13 protein-coding genes and 5 pseudogenes are annotated in these 21,690 nt (G+C 67.8%); 14 read left to right on the top strand and 4 right to left on the bottom strand.

Features of this window, described 5'->3' with window-relative positions; all coding sequences use genetic code 11:
• The first annotated feature begins 71 nt into the window (after positions 1 to 71).
• From MSM1_RS02045 to proB, 10 genes and pseudogenes are all read left to right on the top strand, one after another.
• The gene (locus tag MSM1_RS02045) at positions 72 to 686 is read left to right on the top strand and encodes a DUF937 domain-containing protein (protein WP_213439963.1); all 615 of its coding nucleotides are present in this window, start codon (positions 72 to 74) and stop codon (positions 684 to 686) included.
• Positions 687 to 805: 119 nt separating this feature from the next.
• The gene (locus tag MSM1_RS02040) at positions 806 to 3,427 is read left to right on the top strand and encodes a valine--tRNA ligase (RefSeq protein WP_236055068.1); all 2,622 of its coding nucleotides are present in this window, start codon (positions 806 to 808) and stop codon (positions 3,425 to 3,427) included.
• Entirely contained in the window at positions 3,424 to 4,845 is a 1,422-nt protein-coding gene (locus MSM1_RS02035) for a folylpolyglutamate synthase/dihydrofolate synthase family protein (protein ID WP_213439961.1), read from the top strand. Before MSM1_RS02040 ends, MSM1_RS02035 begins: the two co-directional genes overlap by 4 nt.
• On the top strand, positions 4,842 to 5,258 hold the full coding sequence (locus MSM1_RS02030) for a DUF4233 domain-containing protein (protein WP_213439960.1): 417 nt from the start codon (positions 4,842 to 4,844) through the stop codon (positions 5,256 to 5,258). The genes MSM1_RS02035 and MSM1_RS02030 overlap by 4 nt, the downstream gene beginning before the upstream one ends.
• 40 nt (positions 5,259 to 5,298) lie before the next feature.
• Positions 5,299 to 5,700: pseudogene (gene ndk / locus MSM1_RS02025) on the top strand (nucleoside-diphosphate kinase); the annotation flags it as partial.
• Between the two features lie 421 nt (positions 5,701 to 6,121).
• On the top strand, positions 6,122 to 8,962 hold the full coding sequence (locus MSM1_RS02020) for an Rne/Rng family ribonuclease (RefSeq protein WP_213439958.1): 2,841 nt from the start codon (positions 6,122 to 6,124) through the stop codon (positions 8,960 to 8,962).
• A 179-nt stretch (positions 8,963 to 9,141) separates the two neighbouring features.
• A complete protein-coding gene (gene rplU / locus MSM1_RS02015; RefSeq protein ID WP_213439957.1) occupies positions 9,142 to 9,453 on the top strand; it encodes a 50S ribosomal protein L21 in 312 nt (103 codons plus the stop codon).
• Positions 9,454 to 9,470: 17 nt separating this feature from the next.
• Positions 9,471 to 9,737 (top strand): 50S ribosomal protein L27, encoded by a 267-nt coding sequence (rpmA, locus tag MSM1_RS02010; protein WP_213439956.1) that lies wholly within the window; start codon positions 9,471 to 9,473, stop codon positions 9,735 to 9,737.
• A gap of 111 nt (positions 9,738 to 9,848) precedes the next feature.
• Positions 9,849 to 11,351, top strand: a complete 1,503-nt coding sequence (gene obgE / locus MSM1_RS02005; protein ID WP_213439955.1) for a GTPase ObgE — start codon at positions 9,849 to 9,851, stop codon at positions 11,349 to 11,351.
• Positions 11,344 to 12,450 carry a glutamate 5-kinase gene (gene proB / locus MSM1_RS02000; RefSeq protein ID WP_213439954.1) on the top strand — a complete coding sequence of 369 codons (1,107 nt, stop codon included), beginning with the start codon at positions 11,344 to 11,346 and terminating at the stop codon, positions 12,448 to 12,450. Before obgE ends, proB begins: the two co-directional genes overlap by 8 nt.
• 51 nt (positions 12,451 to 12,501) lie before the next feature.
• Here the strand turns inward: proB and MSM1_RS01995 are convergent.
• Positions 12,502 to 13,320, bottom strand: a pseudogene (locus MSM1_RS01995) (NAD-dependent protein deacetylase); the annotation flags it as partial.
• A gap of 173 nt (positions 13,321 to 13,493) precedes the next feature.
• On the opposite strand from MSM1_RS01995, the gene MSM1_RS01990 reads away from it, so the two are divergent.
• Entirely contained in the window at positions 13,494 to 15,536 is a 2,043-nt protein-coding gene (locus MSM1_RS01990; RefSeq protein WP_213439953.1) for an NAD(+) synthase, read from the top strand.
• 11 nt (positions 15,537 to 15,547) lie between these two features.
• Here MSM1_RS01990 and MSM1_RS01985 read toward each other — a convergent pair.
• Positions 15,548 to 15,973: pseudogene (locus tag MSM1_RS01985) on the bottom strand (DUF222 domain-containing protein); the annotation flags it as partial.
• A gap of 332 nt (positions 15,974 to 16,305) precedes the next feature.
• On the opposite strand from MSM1_RS01985, the gene MSM1_RS01980 reads away from it, so the two are divergent.
• On the top strand, positions 16,306 to 17,706 hold the full coding sequence (locus MSM1_RS01980) for an IS110 family transposase (RefSeq protein WP_213441280.1): 1,401 nt from the start codon (positions 16,306 to 16,308) through the stop codon (positions 17,704 to 17,706).
• Positions 17,707 to 17,864: 158 nt separating this feature from the next.
• On the opposite strand, the pseudogene MSM1_RS21415 reads toward MSM1_RS01980, so the two are convergent.
• Together MSM1_RS21415 and MSM1_RS01970 are read right to left on the bottom strand one after the other, a co-directional pair.
• Positions 17,865 to 18,149: pseudogene (locus MSM1_RS21415) on the bottom strand (enoyl-CoA hydratase-related protein); the annotation flags it as partial.
• 2 nt (positions 18,150 to 18,151) lie between these two features.
• Positions 18,152 to 19,024 carry a ribokinase gene (locus MSM1_RS01970; protein ID WP_213439951.1) on the bottom strand — a complete coding sequence of 291 codons (873 nt, stop codon included), beginning with the start codon at positions 19,022 to 19,024 and terminating at the stop codon, positions 18,152 to 18,154.
• Between the two features lie 167 nt (positions 19,025 to 19,191).
• Here MSM1_RS01970 and MSM1_RS01965 point away from each other — a divergent pair, with 167 nt between their 5' ends.
• Positions 19,192 to 20,472 (top strand): glutamate-5-semialdehyde dehydrogenase, encoded by a 1,281-nt coding sequence (locus MSM1_RS01965; protein ID WP_213439950.1) that lies wholly within the window; start codon positions 19,192 to 19,194, stop codon positions 20,470 to 20,472.
• Positions 20,473 to 20,587: 115 nt separating this feature from the next.
• Positions 20,588 to 21,590: pseudogene (locus tag MSM1_RS01960) on the top strand (VWA domain-containing protein); the annotation flags it as partial.
• Positions 21,591 to 21,690: the final 100 nt, after the last annotated feature.

Genomic DNA, 21,690 nt, shown 5'->3' with positions numbered 1-21,690 from the left:
GCCGGTTGGACTAGCGTCGTCGATGTGTTAACACGACATCCGGATATCTCAGCGACGAAGGTGGATCGACAATGGCCGGCCTGGATGACCTTTTCGCCCAGATCCCCGTGGGGGACATCGCACGCCGGCTCGGCGCCGACGAAAGCGACGTAGGCGGCGCAATTCACACGCTTTTGCCCGCGCTGGTCGGGGGCCTGCACCACAACGCCCAGGATCCCGATCACGCGTCGGCGATCGAATCGGCGGCCAGCAGTCACGCGGCCAGAGGGCTGCTGGACAGCGGCGTCAGCATCGATCGGGTCGACCAGGCCGACGGCCAGCAGGCCATCGCGACGATCTTCGGCGGAAACGACACCGGGCAGGTCGCCGCGGCGCTCTCGGGCGCCGCTGGTGGCAATAGCGACCTGTTTCAGAAGCTGCTGCCGATCTTGGCGCCGATCGTGCTGGCCTACATCGGGAAGCAGATGAGCCAGAAAACGGCGCCCGCGCAAGAGCAGGCGGCCGGCGGTGCGCTCAACGACGTGCTGGGCAGCATCCTCGGCGGGGCCTCCGGTGGCCGCAGCAAATCGCTGGGCAGCATCTTGGGCGACGCGCTGGGCGGCAAGGCAGGCGGCGCGCTGGGGGACATCCTCGGCGGGCTACTTGGCGGCAATAAGGGCAATAAGGGCAATAAGGGCAATAAGTAAGGCCGGCACGGGCGGGCGTGAGATCATCCGGATCACCGGCGAATTTGGGCGGATTCGCGGCTGCTGAGCGCGCTTTTTAGAATCGAGCGGTGACCGCCGGCCCGAGGAGTACCGCCGAGATGCTGCCCAAATCGTGGGATCCTGGTGCGGTCGAGAGCACGATCTATCAGGGCTGGCTGGCGGCCGGCTACTTCACCGCGGACCCGGCAAGCACCAAACCCGCGTATTCCATCGTCCTGCCGCCGCCCAACGTGACCGGCAGCCTGCACATGGGCCATGCGTTGGAGCACACCCTGATGGATGCCCTGACCCGGCGCAAGCGCATGCAGGGCTATGAGGTGCTGTGGCTACCGGGAACGGATCACGCGGGGATCGCCACCCAGAGTGTGGTAGAAAACCAGCTCGCCGCCGAGGGCAAGACCAAGCAGGACCTCGGGCGCGAGCGGTTCGTCGAGATGGTATGGCGATGGAAGCGGGACTCCGGCGGTGTCATCGGCGCCCAGATGCGCCGGCTCGGTGACGGCGTGGACTGGAGCCGCGATCGGTTCACCCTGGACGAGGGATTTTCGCGTGCGGTGCGCACGATGTTCAAAAGGCTCTACGACGCCGGTCTGATCTACCGGGCCGAGCGGCTGGTGAACTGGTCGCCGGTGCTGGAGACGGCGGTCTCGGATCTCGAGGTCACCTACGACGAGGTCGAGGGCGAGTTGGTGTCGTTTCGGTATGGCTCGCTCGACGACTCCGAGCCCCACATCGTGGTCGCCACCACCCGGGTGGAGACGATGCTCGGTGACACTGCGATCGCGGTGCACCCCGATGACGAGCGTTACCGTCATCTGGTCGGTACCAGCTTGCCGCACCCTTTTGTCGACCGGCAGCTGCCCATCGTCGCCGACGAGCACGTCGATCCGGAATTTGGCACGGGCGCGGTTAAAGTAACGCCCGCGCACGACCCCAACGACTTTGAGATCGGGCTGCGACACCGGCTGCCGATGCTATCGATCATGGACACGAAAGGCAGGATCACGGGAACCGGAACACAATTCGATGGCTTGGACCGCTTCGAAGCCCGCGTTGCGGTGCGTGAGGCGCTGGCCGCGCAGGGCCGCATCGTCGAGGAGAAACGGCCCTACCTGCACAGCGTTGGACATTCCGAGCGCAGTGGCGAGGTCATCGAACCGAGACTGTCGATGCAGTGGTGGGTCAAGGTCGAGTCGCTGGCGAAAGCTGCCGGCGATGCCGTGCGTAACGGGCACACCGTGATTCACCCCGCCAGCCTGGAGCAGCGCTGGTACTCCTGGGTCGACAACATGCATGACTGGTGCATTTCCCGCCAGCTCTGGTGGGGTCACCGCATCCCGATCTGGTACGGGCCCAATGGCGAACAGGTGTGCCTGGGTCCGGACGAAACCCCGCCCGAAGGATGGGAGCAAGACCCCGACGTACTGGACACGTGGTTTTCCTCCGCGCTATGGCCATTCTCGACCATGGGCTGGCCCGCACACACTCCAGAGCTGGAGAAGTTTTATCCGACAAGTGTTTTGGTCACCGGATACGATATCTTGTTCTTCTGGGTGGCCCGGATGATGATGTTCGGGAGTTTCGTCGCGGACGACCCCGCCATCACCCTGGACGGTCGCCGGAAACCGCAGGTGCCGTTCACCGATGTGTTTCTGCACGGGTTGATCCGTGACGAATTCGGCCGCAAAATGAGCAAGTCCAAGGGTAACGTTGTCGACCCGCTGGACTGGCTGGAGCTGTTCGGCGCGGATGCGCTGAGATTCGCGCTCGCCCGAGGCGCCAGCCCGGGCGGTGATTTGACCGTCGCAGAGGACCACGTTCGGGCGTCGCGTAATTTCGTCACCAAGCTGTTCAATGCCACCCGGTTTGCGCTCCTCAACGGCGCTCGGCCGGCGCCGTTGCCCAGCCTCGCCGAGCTGACCGACGCTGACCGGTGGATCTTGGGACGCCTGGAAGAGGTTCGCGCCGAAGTCGACGCGGCCTTCGATAGCTACGAGTTCAGCCGAGCCTGCGAGGCGCTCTACCATTTCACGTGGGACGAATTTTGTGACTGGTATGTGGAATTGGCGAAGGTGCAGCTGGCCGGCGGCGGGGCTCACACCGCCACCGTGTTGGCCGCGGTGCTCGATACGCTGCTGCGGCTGTTGCACCCGGTGATCCCGTTCGTCACCGAGACGTTGTGGCGGGCGCTCACCGGGGGCGAGTCGGTGGTGATCGCCCGATGGCCCGAAGCGTCAGGTATCAGCATGGATCCGCTGTCCGCGCAACGGATCATCGATATGCGAAAGCTGGTCACCGAGGTGCGCCGATTTCGCAGCGACCAGGGGCTGGCCGATCGGCAGAAGGTGCCGGCCCGGTTGGCCGGTGTGGACAACGCTGGTCTCAGCACACAAGTGGCAGCTGTGACTGCACTGGCGTGGCTTGCCGCGCCGAATTCGGAGTTCAGCGCGTCGGCGTCGGTGGAAGTTCGGTTGCGTGGCGGCACCGTCGTGGTGGAACTCGACACCTCCGGCACCATCGACGTTGCCGCCGAACGCCGCCGCCTTGAGAAGGATCTGGCCAGTGCGCAAAAGGAACTGGCTTCCACTACAGCGAAATTGGCTAACGCAGACTTTCTCGCCAAGGCACCGACAGCGGTGGTTGAAAACATCCGTGACCGCCAGCGGCTGGCCCGGGAAGAAGCCGAGCGGATAGCGGCGAGGTTGGCCAGGTTGCGATGACCTCTAAGTCGGGGCCGCCAGACACCGGCACCGCTCCCACGCCCGATGAGATGGCGGCGCTTTTTCAGGTCGAGCACCTGCTGGACCAGCGGTGGCCGGAAACCCGGATCGAGCCCAGCCTGACCCGCATGCACGCGCTGATGGACCTCCTCGGCTCACCGCAACGGGCTTATCCGGCGATCCACATCGCGGGCACCAACGGCAAAACCTCGGTGGCGCGGATGGTCGACGCGTTGCTGACGGCGCTGCGCATGCGCGCCGGGCGCATCACCAGCCCGCACCTGCAATCGGTGGTCGAGCGCATCGCGATCGACGGCACCCCCATCAGCCCGGCGCGGTATGTGGCGACGTACCGCGAGATCGAGCCCTACGTGCAGCTGGTGGACGAGCAGTCGCGGACCGCCGGCGGCCCCGCGATGAGCAAGTTCGAGGTCATCACCGCGATGGCCTTTGCCGCTTTCGCCGATGCGCCGATCGATGTCGCTGTGGTCGAGGTGGGCCTGGGCGGGCGCTGGGACGCCACCAACGTCATCGACGCCCCGGTCGCGGTCATCACCCCGATCAGCGTCGATCACGTCGACTACCTCGGGTCCGACGTCGCGGGGATAGCCGGTGAGAAAGCCGGCATCATCTCCGAAACCGACGAGGCGGACACCGTCGTGGTCATCGCCCGGCAGGTGCCCGCGGCGATGGCGGCTTTGCTGGCGCGATCCGCGCGTGCCGAAGCCACGGTCGTTCGGGAGGACGCTGAGTTCGCGGTGCTCGACCGGCGAGTTGCCGTCGGGGGCCAGATGCTGACACTGCGGGGGCTTGGCGGGGTGTATTCCGATGTTTACCTGCCGCTGCACGGCGAACACCAGGCGCACAACGCAGCGGTGGCGCTGGCGGCGGTCGAGGCGTTTCTCGGTGCCGGGCCGGGGCGGCAACTCGATGCCACGGCCGTTCGGGCCGGATTCGCCGCGGCCACCAGCCCAGGCCGGCTGGAGCGGGTGCGCAGCGAGCCGACGGTGTTCGTCGATGCCGCGCACAACCCGGCGGGTGCGGGTGCGCTGGCGCGGGCCCTGGCCGGCGATTTCAATTTCCGGTTTCTGGTCGGGGTGCTCAGCGTGCCTGCCGACAAGGACGCCGCTGGGATCCTCGCCGCGCTAGAACCGGTGCTCGACCGGGTTGTGGCCACCCACAATGGGTCTTCGCGGGCATTGGATGTTGCGTCGTTGGCGCGGGCGGCGCGGGAGCGATTCGGGGCTAGTCGCGTGCTGGCCGCGGAGAACCTCCGTGACGCCATCGACACGGCGACCGCGTTGCTCGACGACGCAGCCAGCGAGACCGGCGCGTTATCCGGAACGGGCATCGTCATTACCGGGTCGGTGGTCACCGCCGGGGCCGCACGCGCCCTGTTTGGCCGCGATCCGCAATGAGCAACCGGGCGGACCGACCCGAACACCAGGGGCAGCAGACACCCCGGCCCGCCGATCCGTGGCGGAGTTTCCGCCTGGTGCTGGTCGCCACGCTGATGCTGGAGGCGGTCGTGGTGCTGCTGGCGCTTCCGGTGGTCGGGGCGGTCGGCGGTGGTCTGACGGCTGGTTCGCTGGGGTTTCTGCTGGGGGTGGTCGTGGTGCTGGTCGCCCTTGTCGGGCTGCAGGGCCGCAGCTGGGCGATCTGGGTTAATCTGGCGGTGCAGGCGCCGCTGATCGCCGGGTTCGTTATCTACCCCGGCGTGGGCTTCATCGGGGTGCTGTTCGCGGCCGTGTGGGCGCTGATCGCGTATTTCGCAGCCGAAGTTCGCTCGCGGCAGCGCGAGCTGCCCGCGGACCGGCAGCCGCCGGACTAACCGGCCGGCGCCAGGCGAGTGGTTCGGTACGCTGTGCGCCGTGACGGAGCGGACCTTGCTGTTGATCAAGCCCGATGCCGTCCGGCGGTGTCTGATCGGCGAGATCATCAGCCGCATCGAGCGGAAAGGTTTGACCATCGCCGCGTTGGAGCTCAAGCAAGTCGGCGACGAGCTGGCGCGGCGGCATTACGCCGAGCACGAGGGCAAGCCCTTTTTCGCGTCCTTGCTGGAGTTCATCACGTCGGGGCCGGTGGTGGCGGCGGTCGTGGAGGGGCCGCGCGCGGTGGCGGCCGTTCGCCAACTTTGCGGCGCCACCGATCCGGTGGCGGGGGCCGCGCCCGGCACGATTCGGGGCGATCTCGGGCTGGAAATCCAATTCAACCTGGTGCATGGCTCCGATTCCGCTGATTCGGCCCAGCGTGAAATCGCGCTATGGTTTCCCGACGGCCCGGTCGCGCTGCGGGCCGAGCGGGATCCGGCAAAGCGGCCACCCGGCCCCGGGGCAGGGCCGGAGGAGAGGGCAATCCGGCAAGGCCGCGATGAGCGGGTTTAGCATCCCGCGACGACACGGCGCGCACGGTGGCGCACTTGGTCGGAGGGGGCAACGGTATGGGATACTGGTGATGGGTGAACGTCGCCGGTTCGGCGTCTGACATCCGAATGAAGACTTAGACAAGCGCGACGATCGCAATAGGCGATGCGGCGCGGACTGTCCGGCCATTCATTCGACCCGGTTGCGAGTGGGCTCCAACGGGCCGCTCGCGGCGAGACCATCACCGGCCCGGGAGAAGCGACCCGGGCACATAGCGAAGCCCTCGCGTGGCCGTGTCGGCACGACGCGCCCGGGGGCTTGAGGAGTTTACGTGGAAGACAGTGTTTCATCTTCAGACCTATCGAATGAGCTGACACAACGGGAGGATTTGCCGGACCGCTTAAGGGTCCATTCGTTGGCGCGCGCGCTGGGAACAACCAGCCAACGGGTGCTGGTCGCGCTGCGCGAACTCGATGGGCGGATCCGCAGCGCGCATTCCAGCGTGGACCGGGCCGATGCGGTGCGGGTGCGCGATCTGTTGGCCGCGGGCGCAGAGGCTCCCCAGTCCGGCGATCGTACCGGCCCGGGTGGTCCCGGTGCGGCCGGTGCGGCCGAATCCCGGCCGGTCGTTGAGACCACGGTTGAGCGCGCCGACTACATGCCGCTGTTCGTCGCGCCGCGCCCCATCGTGTCAGACGAGCCTGACGACGCTGACGACTCGGACCGGGTCGAGGACTCCGACGCCTGGGAAGAGCAGCGTACGGCCGGGCGGCGGCGCCGTCGTGGTCGTCGTGGTCGTGGACGCGGGCGCGGTGATCAGGGTGGGTCTGCAAACCGGGGTCAACTGGGTGACGAGGCCGATGCTGGCACCGACGACGATGACGAGGCGCCGGACATCGCCGGTGGTGACTGGCCCGAATCCGAGGAGGCCGGTGACTTCGATGAGGCCGACACCGACGAGGAAGACGGTGCGCCCGAGACCGGCAGCCGCCGCCGTCGCCGCCGCCGCCGCCGTAAGGTGAGTTCCGGGGACGACGACGGAAGCTCCCCTGCGGGCCCGCTGCCCGACGATCCACCCAACACGGTGGTGCACGAACGGGTGCCGCGCACCGTCGATAAGCCCAACGCCACGGAAGACGGCACGACGAGCACCGAAATTCAGGGCATCAACGGCTCGACCCGGCTGGAGGCCAAGCGGCAGCGGCGCCGCGACGGGCGGGACGCCGGACGGCGCCGGCCACCGGTGTTAAGCGAAGCCGAATTCCTGGCTCGCCGCGAGGCGGTCGAGCGGGTGATGGTGGTGCGTGACAAGGTCCGCACCGAGCCGCCGCACCAGGGCGAGCGCTACACCCAGATCGCGGTGCTGGAGGACGGCATCGTCGTCGAGCACTTTGTGACCTCGGCTGCCTCTGCTTCCCTGGTGGGCAATATCTACCTCGGAATCGTGCAGAACGTGCTCCCCTCGATGGAGGCGGCGTTCGTCGACATCGGCCAGGGCCGCAACGGTGTGCTCTACGCCGGCGAAGTGAACTGGGAAGCCGCCGGGTTAGGCGGCGACAACCGCAAGATCGAACAGGCCCTCAAACCGGGCGACTACGTCGTGGTGCAAGTCAGCAAGGATCCTGTCGGGCATAAGGGAGCGCGGCTGACCACGCAGATTTCGCTTGCCGGGCGCTATCTGGTGTATGTGCCGGGTGCGTCGTCGACGGGGATCAGCCGCAAGCTGCCCGACACCGAACGTCAGCGCCTGAAGGAGATCCTGCGCGCGGTCGTGCCGCCGGACGCCGGGGTGATCATCCGCACCGCGTCAGAGGGCGTTAAAGAGGAGGACATTCGCGCCGACATCACCCGCCTGCAGGAGCGCTGGCACCAGATCCAGGCGCAGGCCGCCGAGGCCAAGGCGAAGGCCTCCGGTGCCGCCATAGCGCTCTACGAAGAGCCCGACGTGCTGACCAAGGTCATTCGCGACTTGTTCAACGAGGATTTTGCCGAGCTGATCGTTTCCGGCGAGGAAGCCTGGACCACCATCAACCAGTATGTGAATTCGGTTGCCCCCGAGCTGGTTTCGAAGCTGACTAAATACCAGCCACCGACCGGGCCGGATGGGCAGCCCGGACCGGACGTGTTCGCGGTGCTGCGCATCGACGAGCAACTGGCCAAGGCGATGGACCGCAAGGTGTGGCTGCCCTCGGGCGGGACGCTGGTGATCGACCGGACCGAGGCCATGACGGTGATCGACGTTAACACCGGCAAGTTCACCGGCTCGGGGGGCAACCTCGAGCAGACCGTCACCAAGAACAATCTCGAGGCCGCGGAGGAGATCGTGCGTCAGCTGCGGCTGCGTGACATCGGCGGCATCGTGGTGATCGACTTCATCGACATGGTGTTGGAGTCCAACCGCGACTTGGTGTTGCGCCGGCTGACCGAGGCGCTGGCACGCGACCGCACCCGCCATCAGGTGTCCGAGGTGACGTCCCTGGGTCTGGTGCAGCTGACCCGCAAGCGGCTGGGGACCGGTCTGATCGAGGCGTTCTCCACACCGTGCCCCAACTGTGGTGGCCGTGGGATCATCATCCACACGGACCCCGTCGACTCGGCTCAGGCGACCGGGCGCAAGTCCGAGTCCGGCGGCCGACGGGGCAGGCGATCACGGAGGATCCGTCCGGACGAACCGGTGGTGGCGAAGGTGCCCGAGCACACTCCCGGTGAGCATCCACTGTTCAAAGCCATGGCCGCGGCCGTGGGTCGCCGCGACGGGCAGCACGGTGCGGCCGATGAGGAGCGCGCCGACGAGGCCGAAGAGATGGCGCACGAAGCGGTCTGCGAGGAAGCGAACGGCGACATCGAGCATGCGCTGGCCGCGGGGACCACCGAGGAGGCGCTGGACGAGGCCGACGAAGATGGATTCGACGATGTCGATGAGGAGGAGGACGAGGTCGAACTCGACGACCTCGGCGACGATCTCGAGCTCGACGACGACCTTGATCTCGAGGACTCCGATGACGAACCGGACGAGGAAGACGCCTCCGATGAGACGCCCGCCGACACCCGGGGGGACGAGGGCTACCGGCGCGAAACACCCACGTCGAAGGTCACCGGATCGGCCTTCGGGTTTTCGCGCCGCCGTCGGGCGGCTGTCCGGCCGGCAGGCCCGCCGATCCACCGAGACTAACCCGTCAGGTGCCGGTTTGACCCCATAGCCGCTGGTCACGTAGCCTGGAGCGGTTGCCGCCAGCCGGCCACAGCTTCATGTTCGCCCATGCGGATCGCCGTCAGCCCGCGCGCGACACACGCAATAGAACGAAACAAAACGGAACAGAAGAAAACAGCAGAAGAGGTATACACGCACCGATGGCGACCTACGCAATTGTCAAGACCGGCGGCAAGCAGTACAAGGTGGCGGTCGGAGATGTCCTCAAGGTAGAAAAGCTCGACTTCGAGCCGGGGGCGGAGGTGTCGCTGCCGGTGGCGCTGGTCGTCGATGGCGCCACCGTGACCACCGACGCCCACGCATTGGCCAAGGTCGCGGTGAGCGGCAAGGTGCTCGAGCACGTCAAAGGCCCGAAGATCCGGATCCACAAGTTCAAGAACAAGACCGGCTACCACAAGCGTCAGGGCCACCGCCAGCGGCTGACAGTTTTGCAGGTCACCGGCATCAAGTAGCGGAGACGACGAGAGAGATGGCACATAAAAAGGGCGCGTCCAGCTCGCGCAACGGTCGTGATTCCGCCGCGCAGCGCCTGGGCGTCAAGCGTTTCGGCGGGCAGATCGTCAAAGCGGGCGAGATCCTGGTCCGTCAGCGCGGCACACACTTTCACCCCGGCGCCAACGTTGGGCGCGGCGGAGATGACACGTTGTTCGCCAAGACCGCCGGCGCGGTCGAATTCGGCGTCAAGCGGGGCCGCAAGACCGTCAGCGTCGTCCCCGCGGGGCGGGCCGGGGCCTAGCCTTCTCGGGCGGCCGCGCGAAACCGCTGTCTTGCCGATGCGCACCCGCGTTTCTTCTGCAAAGCGTGAATTGCGGTGCAGGTGGCCGGCGATCGACGGAGAGGATGCCTGATGCCCCGGTTTGTCGACCGTGTGCGCATCCACGTCCGCGCGGGCAACGGCGGCAACGGCTGCGCATCGGTGCGTCGCGAGAAATTCAAGCCGCTCGGCGGCCCGGACGGCGGCAATGGCGGACGCGGCGGCAGCGTCGTCTTCGTCGTCGACCCGCAAGTGCATACCCTGCTGGACTTTCACTTTCGTCCGCATATCACCGCACCGTCGGGAAGGCACGGCATGGGCGGCAACCGTGACGGCGCCGCCGGCGAGGACCTGGAAGTCAAAGTGCCCGATGGCACCGTCGTCCTTGACGAAAACGGCCGGCTGCTGGCTGACCTGGTCGGCGCGGGCACCCGCTTTGAAGCCGCTGCCGGGGGTCGCGGCGGGTTGGGTAACGCGGCGCTGGCGTCGCGGGCCCGCAAGGCGCCCGGGTTTGCGCTGCTGGGTGAGAAAGGCCAGGAGCGCGACCTGGTGCTCGAACTCAAGACCGTCGCCGACGTCGGCCTGATCGGATTTCCGTCGGCCGGCAAGTCCTCGCTGGTCTCCGCGGTGTCGGCAGCCAAACCCAAGATCGCCGACTACCCGTTCACCACGCTGGTCCCCAATCTCGGTGTGGTCTCGGCGGGGCAAGACACGTTCACCATCGCCGACGTGCCCGGCCTGATTCCGGGCGCATCGCAGGGCCGGGGTTTGGGCCTGGACTTCCTGCGGCACATCGAGCGGTGCGCGGTGCTGGCGCATGTGGTCGACTGCGCCACCGCGGAGCCGGGCCGCGACCCGGTCTCCGACATCGACGCGCTGGAAGCCGAACTCTCGGCATACCAGCCGACTCTGCGCGGGGACGCCGCCCTGGGTGACCTCGCCCAGCGGCCACGGGCGGTGGTGCTCAACAAGATCGACGTCCCGCAGGCCCGCGAACTCGCCGAGTTCGTGCGCGACGGCATCGCCGGGCGGGGCTGGCCGGTCTTCTGCGTGTCGACTATCACGCGAGAAGGGCTGCAGCCGCTGGTATTTGCACTCGCACGAATGGTCACGACGTATCGTGCGGCCCGGCCGTCGCCGGTGCCGCGACGGCCGGTGATCCGGCCGGTGCCCGTCGACGACGCGGGCTTTAGCGTCGAACCCGACCCGCAGCATCCCGGCGGCTTCACGGTGCGCGGCGCGCGGCCCGAACGCTGGATCGCCCAGACCGACTTCGGCAACGACGAAGCCGTCGGCTACCTCGCCGACCGGCTGGCGCGCCTGGGGGTGGAGGACGAGCTGCGCCGGCTGGGCGCGCAACCGGGCTGCGCGGTGAGCATCGCCGATGTGACCTTCGAGTGGGAACCGCAAACGCCGGCCGGCGTCGAGGTCGTGATGTCGGGCCGGGGCACCGACGCGCGCCTGGAACGCGGAAGCCGGGCCAGCGCGGCGGAGCGCAAAGCGGCCCGCCAGCAGCGCCGTGCGCCCGGTGAGGCTGGTGACACGCCGGCGAGGGCGCAGAGCGACGCGACGAAAAGGAGCGGCTCCCATGGGTAGTGCCGCGCGGGAGGCCATCCGGTCTGCGCGGCGTGTTGTCGTCAAGGTCGGCACCACCGCGCTGACCGCGCCGTGCGGGGTGTTCGACGCCGCCCGGCTGGCCAGGCTCGCCGATGCTATCGAGGCGCGGATGAAGGCGGGCTCGGATGTGGTGGTGGTGTCCTCCGGCGCCATCGCTGCCGGCCTCGAACCGCTTGGGTTATCGCGCCGCCCAACCGATCTGGCGACCAAACAGGCCGCGGCGAGTGTCGGTCAGGTCGCGCTGGTGAACTCGTGGAGCGCGGCGTTCGCCCGCTACGGCCGCGCTGTGGGGCAGGTGCTGCTGAGCGCCCACGACATCTCGATGCGAGTGTCGCACACCAATGCTCAGCGCACCCTGGAGCGGCTGCGGGCGCTGCATGCGGTGGCGATCGTCAACGAGAACGACACCGTGGCCACCAACGAGATCCGCTTCGGTGACAATGATCGGCTCTCGGCGCTGGTGGCACACCTCGTCGGCGCCGATGCGCTGGTGCTGCTGTCGGACATCGACGGGCTCTACACCCGCGATCCCCGCAAAGCGCCCGACGCACGTCTCATTCCGGAAGTGACCGGGCCCCACGACCTTGCCGACGTGGTCGCCGGCCGCAGCAGCCACCTGGGCACCGGCGGCATGGTGTCGAAGGTGTCCTCGGCGCAACTGGCGGCCGACGCCGGAGTCCCGGTCCTGTTAGCCGCCGCCGACGATGCGGCGATTGCGCTGGCTGACGCCTCGGTGGGCACGGTGTTTGCGGCCCGGCCCGACCGGATGTCGGCGCGCCGGTTCTGGGTGCGCTATGCCGCCGAGTCCGCCGGCTCGCTGACCCTTGACGACGGCGCGGTGCGCGCGGTGGTGCGGCACCGTCGCTCCTTGCTGCCGGCCGGGATCACCGCGGTATCCGGCCGGTTTTACGGCGGTGACGTGGTCGAGCTACTCGGACCGGACGCGGCGCTGGTCGCCCGGGGCGTGGTCGCCTACGACGCCACCGAACTCGCCGACATGATGGGCCGCTCGACGCCCGAGCTGCCCGCCGAGCTGCGCCGGCCCGCGGTGCACGCCGATGATCTGGTCGTCGTCTGAGCCATCGCGCGGGCCGTGGCGCCTGTCGTTGATGCCGAATGCGACGTCCCGCGGCGATAGCTCCGCTGCCAGCAGCGTCAGCGTCTCCGAGCAGCCGGCGTCGACCGTGACGGTGGCCTGGTCGTCGCCGCGGGTGGGGCCCCGGTTGATGATGGCGATCGGGGTGCCGTGTGCCGCGGCGTGGCGCACGAACCGGTAGCCGGAGAACACGGTCAGTGACGAGCCGGCGACCAGCAGGGCGTCGGCGCCGTCGATCAGTGAATAGGCTTGGGCAACACGGTCTTTCGGGACATTTTCACCGAAGTATACGATGTCCGGTTTCAGTATGCCGCCACAGTGTGGGCAGTCGAGGTAGCGGAACGAGGTGGTGTCGGCGAGCACGGCATCGGCATCCGGGGCCACTTCCAGCCCACCAATGGCCCCGGCGCGCTCGATGAAACCGGGATTGAGTTCCTCCAGCTTTTCGGCCAGGGCCGCCCGGCTGACGCTGTACTCGCAGCTCAGGCACACCACCCGTGCGTAGGTTCCATGCAGGTTGACCACGAGTCGGCTGCCCGCCTTGGTGTGCAACAAGTCCACGTTCTGGGTGATGACTCCCGTCACCACCCCGGCCCGCTCGAGCGTGGCCAGCGCCCGGTGCCCGGCGTTGGGCCGCGTGTTGTCCATATGCCGCCAGCCGACGTGGTTGCGGGCCCAGTAGCGTTGGCGGAACAGCGAATCCGATCTGAACTGCTGGATCGTCATCGGATTGCTCGGCGGTGAATCGGGGCCCCGATAGTCGGGGATGCCGGAGTCGGTGGAGATCCCCGCACCCGTCAGCACCGCGATCCGGCGACCGGCCAGCAGGGCGACGAGTTCCGCGGTTCCCACGTGTTCAAGGGTAGGCGCAGGCGCTACCGCGGCGTGCCGGCGCGGCCGCGGGCGCGCATCGTCTCCATCGAGGCCCAGCCGGCATGCTCGTGCCCGTCAGCGCGGTGGGTGGGGCCAGATTCGGCGCAGCCCCGTCTGCGATGCGGACCTTCGGCACGCGACAATAGAAGGCAATGGATTTCTACAGCGCCTACAGTCACGGGTTTGTCCGGGTCGCCGCGTGCACGCACCGCACCACGATCGGTGACCCGGCGGCCAACGCTGGGTCGGTGCTGCAGCTGGCCCGAGAGTGCGATAAGGACGCCGTCGCGCTGGCGGTGTTCCCGGAGCTGACGCTCTCTGGCTACTCCCTCGAGGATATTTTGCTGCAGGACGCGCTGCTCGACGCCGTCGAGGACGCGCTGCTCGGCATCGTCGCAGCCTCCAGCGACCTGCTGCCGGTGCTGGTGGTGGGCGCTCCGCTGCGCTACCGGAACCGGATCTACAACACCGCGGTGGTCATTCATCGCGGCGTGGTGCTCGGGGTGGCGCCCAAGTCGTATCTGCCGACCTACCGGGAGTTCTACGAGCGCCGTCAGCTCGCCCCCGGAGACGACGAACGCGGGATGATCCGCATCGGCGATGCCGAGGTTCCTTTCGGCGCTGACCTGCTGTTCGCGGCGTCCGATGTGCCCGGCTTCGTGCTGCACGTCGAAATCTGCGAGGACATGTTCGTGCCGGTGCCCCCGAGCGCGGAGGCGGCGCTGGCGGGTGCGACGGTGCTGGCCAACCTGTCCGGCAGTCCGATCACTATTGGCCGGGCCGAGGATCGCAGCCTGCTGGCTCGCTCGGCGTCGGCGCGGTGTCTGGCCGGCTACGTCTATGCCGCGGCGGGAGAGGGTGAGTCCACGACCGACCTGGCCTGGGACGGTCAGACCATGATCTGGGAGAACGGGGTGCTGCTCGCCGAATCGGAGCGGTTCCCCAAAGGGGAGCGTCGCTCGATCGCCGACATCGACACCGAACTGCTGTGCTCAGAACGGCTGCGGATGGGCACCTTCGACGACAACCGCCGCCACCACCGGCTGTCCGCGGAGTCGTTCCGGCGCATCGAGTTCCGGCTGGACCCGCCGCTCGGCGACATCGGACTGCGGCGGGAGGTTGCGAGGTTCCCGTTTGTGCCTTCCGATCCCGCACGGCTGCAACAGGACTGCTATGAGGCCTACAACATCCAGGTTGCCGGACTCGAGCAGCGGCTGCGCGCGCTGAACTACCCCAAGGTCGTCATTGGGGTCTCCGGCGGACTGGATTCGACGCACGCGCTGATCGTCGCCGCTCGTGCGATGGACCGCGAAAACCGCCCGCGCAGCGACATCCTGGCGTTCACCCTGCCCGGCTTCGCCACCGGCGGCCACACCAAAGGCAACGCGGTCAGGCTGGCGCACGCCCTGGGTGTGACGTTCGAGGAGATCGACATCCGCGGTACCGCCGAGCTGATGCTCACCACGATCGGCCACCCGTTTTCCCGCGGGCAGCACGTCTACGACGTCACGTTCGAAAACGTCCAGGCCGGCCTGCGCACCGACTACCTGTTTCGCATCGCTAACCAGCGTGGTGGCATCGTGCTTGGCACCGGTGACCTGTCGGAGATCGGGCTGGGCTGGTCGACATATGGTGTGGGTGATCAGATGTCGCACTACAACGTCAACGCCGGCGTGCCCAAGACGCTGATCCAGCACTTGATCCGCTGGGTGATCTCGTCGGGCCAGTTCGACGCGCAGGTGTGCGAGGTGCTGCAATCGGTGCTTGACACCGAGATCACCCCGGAGCTGGTTCCGGGCGGTGCGGAGGAGGAACTTCAGAGCAGCGAGGCCAGGATCGGGCCGTTTGCCCTGCAGGATTTCTCGCTGTTCCAGGTGCTGCGCTACGGGTTCCGGCCGTCGAAGATCGCCTTCCTGGCCTGGCACGCGTGGCACGATCCACAGCGCGGCACCTGGCCGCCCGGCTTCCCGGAGGACAACCGACCGTCTTACTCGCTCAAGGAGATTCGGCACTGGCTGCAGGTTTTCGTGCAGCGGTTCTATTCGTTCAGCCAGTTCAAGCGCTCGGCATTGCCGAACGGTCCCAAGGTGTCTCCCGGGGGTGCCTTGTCGCCACGCGGGGACTGGCGCGCGCCATCGGACATGTCGGCGCGTATTTGGCTCGACGAGATCCAACGCGCGATACCGGAGGAGTAGGGCTCGGGGTTACTTGCATATCGTGCCAACGCATTCGCGTAGCGTGCCAACGCATTCGCGGCCACGACGTACGCCGGGAGGCCCGATTGCCCGAACCGCTGATCCAACCGCACCAGCGCGTCGGTACCCATCATGAGCTCGCTGCGGTAGACGACCGCGGCGATCACCCGAAAATCCACCTCGCCCGCGGCGAACAGGGCACCCAACTTCGGCAACCGCTCGGCCAGCACCAGCCCGTGGCGCAATTGGCCCGCGGCCCGGCCGCGGCTGATACCTTGCGGGACGGCCACCTCGGCGGCCACCTGCTCCCAACCATCGACGATCCACTGCTCTCGCTCGTCGGCGTCGTGTTCGGCGAGCCGACGGTGATACAGCTCGGCGACCGCGGCGAACTTGCGCGCAGTGATTGCCGATTCCAGTCGCACTGCGGCGCGCATGACATCGACCAGCCCGACATCATCAAGACCGCGCACGGTCTCCACATCCGGCAGCTCCAAATCGAACATGCTTTCGGAGCATAGGTGGGGGGTCCGACATTTAGTCTCGGTGGGAGTCCACGGGCAGGTCCGAGGGTCCGACTGGGACACCTGGTGATCCCTGAGATTTGAGCGGCCTCCCGTGGACTTTGGTGTCTGGTCGTGCGGTGTTGTTGTTCGGGAACTTGGAGCCAGCCCGTGGTGTGGACTCCTGCTTAGAGAATGTCTGGACCGTGGCCGTGGCGCTCAGTCACCTGGTGATCTGGAAGAGCTTGTGGCAGGAGGGTTTTGCAGTGGCATTGACGTTGGGGATCGACGTCGCGGTCCGAGCGGCGCATCAGGCGACGCTGGCCCGTGACGGCAAGACGGTGTGGCGGGGCCGTAAGTTCTTGACCCGCCCCGACGAGCTGGAGCGGGTGTGGGCCGATGTGGGTGCCGAGGATCCAGGCGAGCTGACGGTGGTGCTCGAGCCCACCAGAAACGCCTGGATTGTGGTGGCGAAGTGGTTTCGCCGGCGCGGCGCGAAGGTGGTGATGGTGCCGACGACTCAGTCAGCGGACCTGCGCACGTACTACTCCAAGCACGCCAAGAACGACCGGATCGACTCAGAGCTGTTGGCCCGGCTGCCGCTGCTGCGCCCTGAAGGATTGCGTCCCTACACCGGGCAAGGCCCAGCTGATCCGTTGCGGCGGCTCACCAAGCAGCGTTCCACGATGGTCAAGCGCCGCACCGCGGTCTATGCCCGCCTCGACTCCCTCATCGAGCTGCTGGGACCGTCCTGGTATGCGGTGCTCGGGTCGAACTACGGCAACGCCGCGCTGCAGTTTTTGGCGCACTACGCCAATCCCCACGCAGTGATCCGGCTCGGCCAGGCCAGGCTGGCCAGGTTTCTCGCCACGCGGTCCCGTGGCGCCTGGCGTGACGAGCATGCCGCCGGCCTGATCGTCGCGGCCAAAGAAACCCTCGCCCTGTGCAATGTCGACGGCACCGATGGGATGAGCTTCGCCGAGCTGGCCGCCGACATCGCCCACGAGGCCGAACAAGCGCTGTTTTTGACCCGTCAGATCAAAGAGATCGACGAACGGATCGCAAACCTCTACGCCGAGGCCGACCCGCAGGGGATTGTCGCGTCCGCGCCCGGCCTCGGAGCCACCATCAGCGCGGTCATCGCCGGCCGGATCGGTGATCCGCACCGGTTCACCTCGCTCGCGGCGATCCGCGCCTACACCGGACTGGTCCCGAAAGTCAGCCAATCGGGGGTGGTCAAGACCGAGTCGTCGATCACCAAGGCCGGCGACCCGCTGCTACGCGAAATGCTTTACACCGCAGCCGATCAGGCGCGCAAAGTCGATCCCCAATTTGCCGCGAAGTACCACCGTCTAATGGCCGGGGACCGCCACCACGACTCGGCGATCTGCCACCTGGCCACCATGCTGATCACCCGCATCGCCACCTGCATGCGCAACGGGCAGCCCTACCAACTGCGCGACGTCGATGGCACCGCGATCACCGAATCGGAAGGCCGAGCCATCGTCAAAGAGCGCTACCAACTCGATCCCCGCCGCCGCGACCACGTCCGCCACAAACTCATGCGCCAGCGCCGCAAAAAGGCGGGCCAGGAGTCACAGGAGTCGCCACGCGCTCCAACATCCCAGCCCGCTAAACGCAAGCCTACGAACCCCCAAGTGGCTTGACTTCAGTTAGGAACAAATACCCTGGCCAAACCGGTCCGTTGTGGATAAGCCGCCGACTGTGGATAACAGGCCGAACGACGATCCGTGAAGGCCGATCTCGGGCGCGTTGCAAACGGCCATCCACCCGCAGGTCGGGGTGCACCCAATTCCAATTCGGGAGCGATGCCGCGGTATGACACCGGGACGCGAAACGTCGCGCGGTCGCTCACCACCGCGACGTCGCTGCACATCGCGATCTGCAGCCCGCCGCCCTGGCACAGGCGGTTGACCGCGGAGACGACCACCGGGTTGGCGGACTTGCGCGGCATGTCGCCGCCGGATGCGAACACGTCACCGGTTCCGGTGATCGACAGCCCCACCAGGTCCTGCTCGGCATTGACCCGAGCGATGGCGTAGCGGACACCGACATACATCGCCGGCGTCAAGGCGTTGCGGGCGGTCGGCATCAAGATCCTCCTTTGAAGTCGGCGACGACATCATCGATTGCTTCGCGCAGCGGAGCGCACCCACCGGCGCCCGGCACCAGCGTCGCCAGCGCACCCGCCGCACACGCTCGCCGCAACGCGTCGGCCCGGCCCCTGGTCCAGCCGGCGGCCAGCACGCCGGCGAACACATCGCCGGCGCCGGAGGTGTCCACCGCCTCCACCGGCGGCGCGGGAACGGTGAATTCCTCGCCGTCGCCGCGGTAGGTGGCGCCGTCGCCCCCACGAGTGATCACCAGGTGCTTGACCGGCCATACCCAGTGAGGGGCTTCGGCCTCATTGACGACGACCACATCGACCAGGCCGGCCAGATCGGCCAGCTGGTCCGGATCGCCGCGGGCCGGTGAGGCGTTGAGGATGACCGTCGCCTTGGCCAAACGCGCCTCGCGCGCGGCGGCGACCGCGGTCGCGACCGCAATCTCCAACTGCAGCAACAGCACATCGCAGTCGGCGACGATGGCACGCAAGCGGTCGGAGTCCAGCGTCAGGCGAGCGTTGGCTCCCGGGGCGACGACGATCGCGTTCTCACCGGCGGAATCCACCAACACGACCGCGTTGCCGCTGGGACCGGGCACGGTGATCAGCCCGTCGGTGCCGACCCGGTTCGCGCTCAGATGCGCACGCAGCCGCGCAGCCGCCGGATCGTCGCCGACCGCGCCGACAAACTGCACTTGGGCGCCGGCCCGCGCGGCGGCCACCGCCTGATTGGCGCCTTTGCCGCCGGGTGTCGAGCGGGCCGACTGCGCCAGCACCGTCTCACCCGGGCGCGGCAGGGCCTCGACGACGAACACCGTGTCCATATTCACGCTGCCCACAACGCACACTCGCGTCGTCATTGCGCCGACGCTATGGAGTCACGTCCGGTTTTACAACGGAGTGCCAGCGTGCCCGGAGAAACGGCGAGGTGAGTTTTGCGGGTCGGACACCGCGAGCGCCTTGTCGACAAATGAGCGGAACCTAGGGCATTGCCACCCGGCGGTGTGCCGCCCGATACCCTGGGGTGATGAGTCTGCAAGCACCGTCGCGCTCGGAGGGCAAGGCCGAAACGCGCGACTTGCGCCAAGAGGTGCACGAGGCCGCGCGCCGCGCCCGAATCGCCTCCCGGGTGTTGGCGTCGCTGCCGACCGGGGTCAAGAACCGCGCATTGCACACCGCCGCCGACGCGCTTTTGGCCCACGTCGACCAGATCCTGGCCGCCAATGACGACGACCTGAACGGCGCGCGCGATGCCAACACCCCGACGGCGATGCTCGACCGGTTGGCGCTCAACCCGCGGCGCGTCGACGGCATCGCCGCCGGCCTGCGGCAGGTGGCCGCCTTGCCCGATCCGGTCGGCGAGGTGCTGCGCGGCTACACCCTGCCCAACGGGCTACAGCTGCGCCAGCAGCGCGTTCCGCTCGGCGTGGTCGGCATGGTCTACGAGGGCCGTCCCAACGTCACCGTCGACGCATTCGGGTTGGCGCTGAAATCCGGTAACGCCGCGCTGCTGCGCGGCAGCTCCTCGGCGGCCCGATCCAACGCGGCGCTGGTCGGCGTGTTGCGGGCCGCCCTGGTCAGCGAGGAGCTGCCCGCGGACGCGGTGCAACTGCTAGACAGCTCGGATCGCCGCACCGTCACCCATCTGATCCAGGCCCGCGGCCTGGTCGACGTGGTGATCCCGCGCGGGGGGGCGGGGCTGATCGATGCGGTGGTGCGCGACGCGCAGGTGCCCACCATCGAAACCGGCGTCGGCAATTGCCATGTGTATGTGCACGAGGCGGCCGACCTGGACGTCGCCGAACGCATTCTGCTGAATTCCAAGACCCGCCGCCCCAGTGTCTGCAATGCCGCCGAGACGCTGCTCATCGACTCCGCGATCGCCGGGCACGCGATGCCACGACTGGTGTCGGCGCTGCAGAACGCCGGGGTGACCGTGCATGGCGGCGTCTCCGGTGACCCGACCGAGGACGACCTGCGCCGCGAATACCTCTCGATGGACATCGCCGTGGCGGTGGTCGATGGCGTCGATGCCGCCATCGCGCACATCAACGAGTACGGCACCGGGCACACCGAGGCCATTGTGACCACCGATCTGGCTGCGGCCCAACGCTTCACCGCCGGGGTCGACGCGGCCGCCGTCATGGTCAACGCGTCCACCGCGTTCACCGACGGCGAGCAGTTCGGGTTCGGCGCCGAGATCGGCATCTCCACCCAAAAGCTGCATGCCCGCGGCCCGATGGGACTGCCGGAATTGACCTCGACCAAGTGGATCGTCTGGGGAGACGGCCACACCCGTCCCGCCTGAGCGCGGAGGGCCCCGCTGGGGTCGGCAAGCGTCGCTGCCTGTTCCTGCACATCGGCTTCCCCAGCCCTGACAGGAAACGGCGCATCTTGGCGACGATTCCGGCCCACCGCGGCTCGATGACGCCGAGGCCATGCGGCGGCTGCTGGTGGAACTGCTCACCGACAACCACGACCTGGCCGAGATGGACGAGTGGCTGGTGGCGATGATCGCGCGCATTGTCGAGGTATACGGCAAATACGCCTTGGGCCGCGGCTACTCATACTCGTCCGTATCAGGCGCTCACGGCGATGGCGCTAGACGAGCTTGAGGGCCGGCTTGTGGCCGGACTGCCGGCACCCGACGGCGACGAGGCCACACCCACCCAAGAGCAGATCGCTAAAGTCCTTGCCGCACAGAAGATCACACAGCTGCGCAAGATGGTCGAGGCGGAAACCAAGCGGCGCACCGCCGAACAGCTGGGCCCCGAGCACGTCCAGATGTACGGCATCCCGCAGCTTTCCGAAGACGTCGAATTCCTGCGCTCCTCAAGCGAGCAGCTTCGCCAGATGCACCGGGTGGTGGTGCCGCTGGCACGCACCCTGGCCACCCGGCTGGCGGCGCGGCGGCACCGGGCCCGCGCGGGGCGATCGACCTGCGCAAGACCCTGCGCAAGTCGCTGTCCACCGGCGGCGTGCCGGTCGACGTGGTGCTGCGCAAGCCCCGTCCGGCCCGCCCCGAGCTGGTGGCGCTCTGAGGTCACCCACCTCTTCGGGCCCGACGTCGACCTGGCGGTGGTGATCCAGCGGAGCACCCGGGAGGCCGGTGCCGACACCCGCGACGGGCATTCCGACTACGGCAACGCGTTCCTCTCGTTTACCGGGAACTATCCCAACGTGTTGTCGCCGCGCAGCTCACTGCTGGTGCTCGGTGACGGGCGCACCAACTACCGCGACCCGGCCACCGGGGTGCTCGCGCCCATGGTCGCCGCCAGCCGGCACGCGCACTGGCTCAACCCAGAGCCCAAACCCCTGTGGGGAAGCGGAGATTCGGCGGCACCGCGCTACCGCGAGGTCATCGCCATGCATGAATGCCGCTCCGGGCAATTAGCCGCGGTGATTGACCAGCTGCTGCCGATCTGATTCGCCGGTGCCGAGGGCGTAGTGGTGCGCCCTGCACCGACACGCCACTGACCCCACGCTTGCCGGCGGTCACAGCTGCCACGAGAATCGTGACCTCGGC

This window comes from Mycobacterium sp. SM1 (assembly GCF_018361265.1).
Lineage (GTDB): Bacteria > Actinomycetota > Actinomycetes > Mycobacteriales > Mycobacteriaceae > Mycobacterium.
Note: the sequence above shows the minus strand (reverse complement) of the source record. Positions and strands in the feature narration are given on the sequence as shown.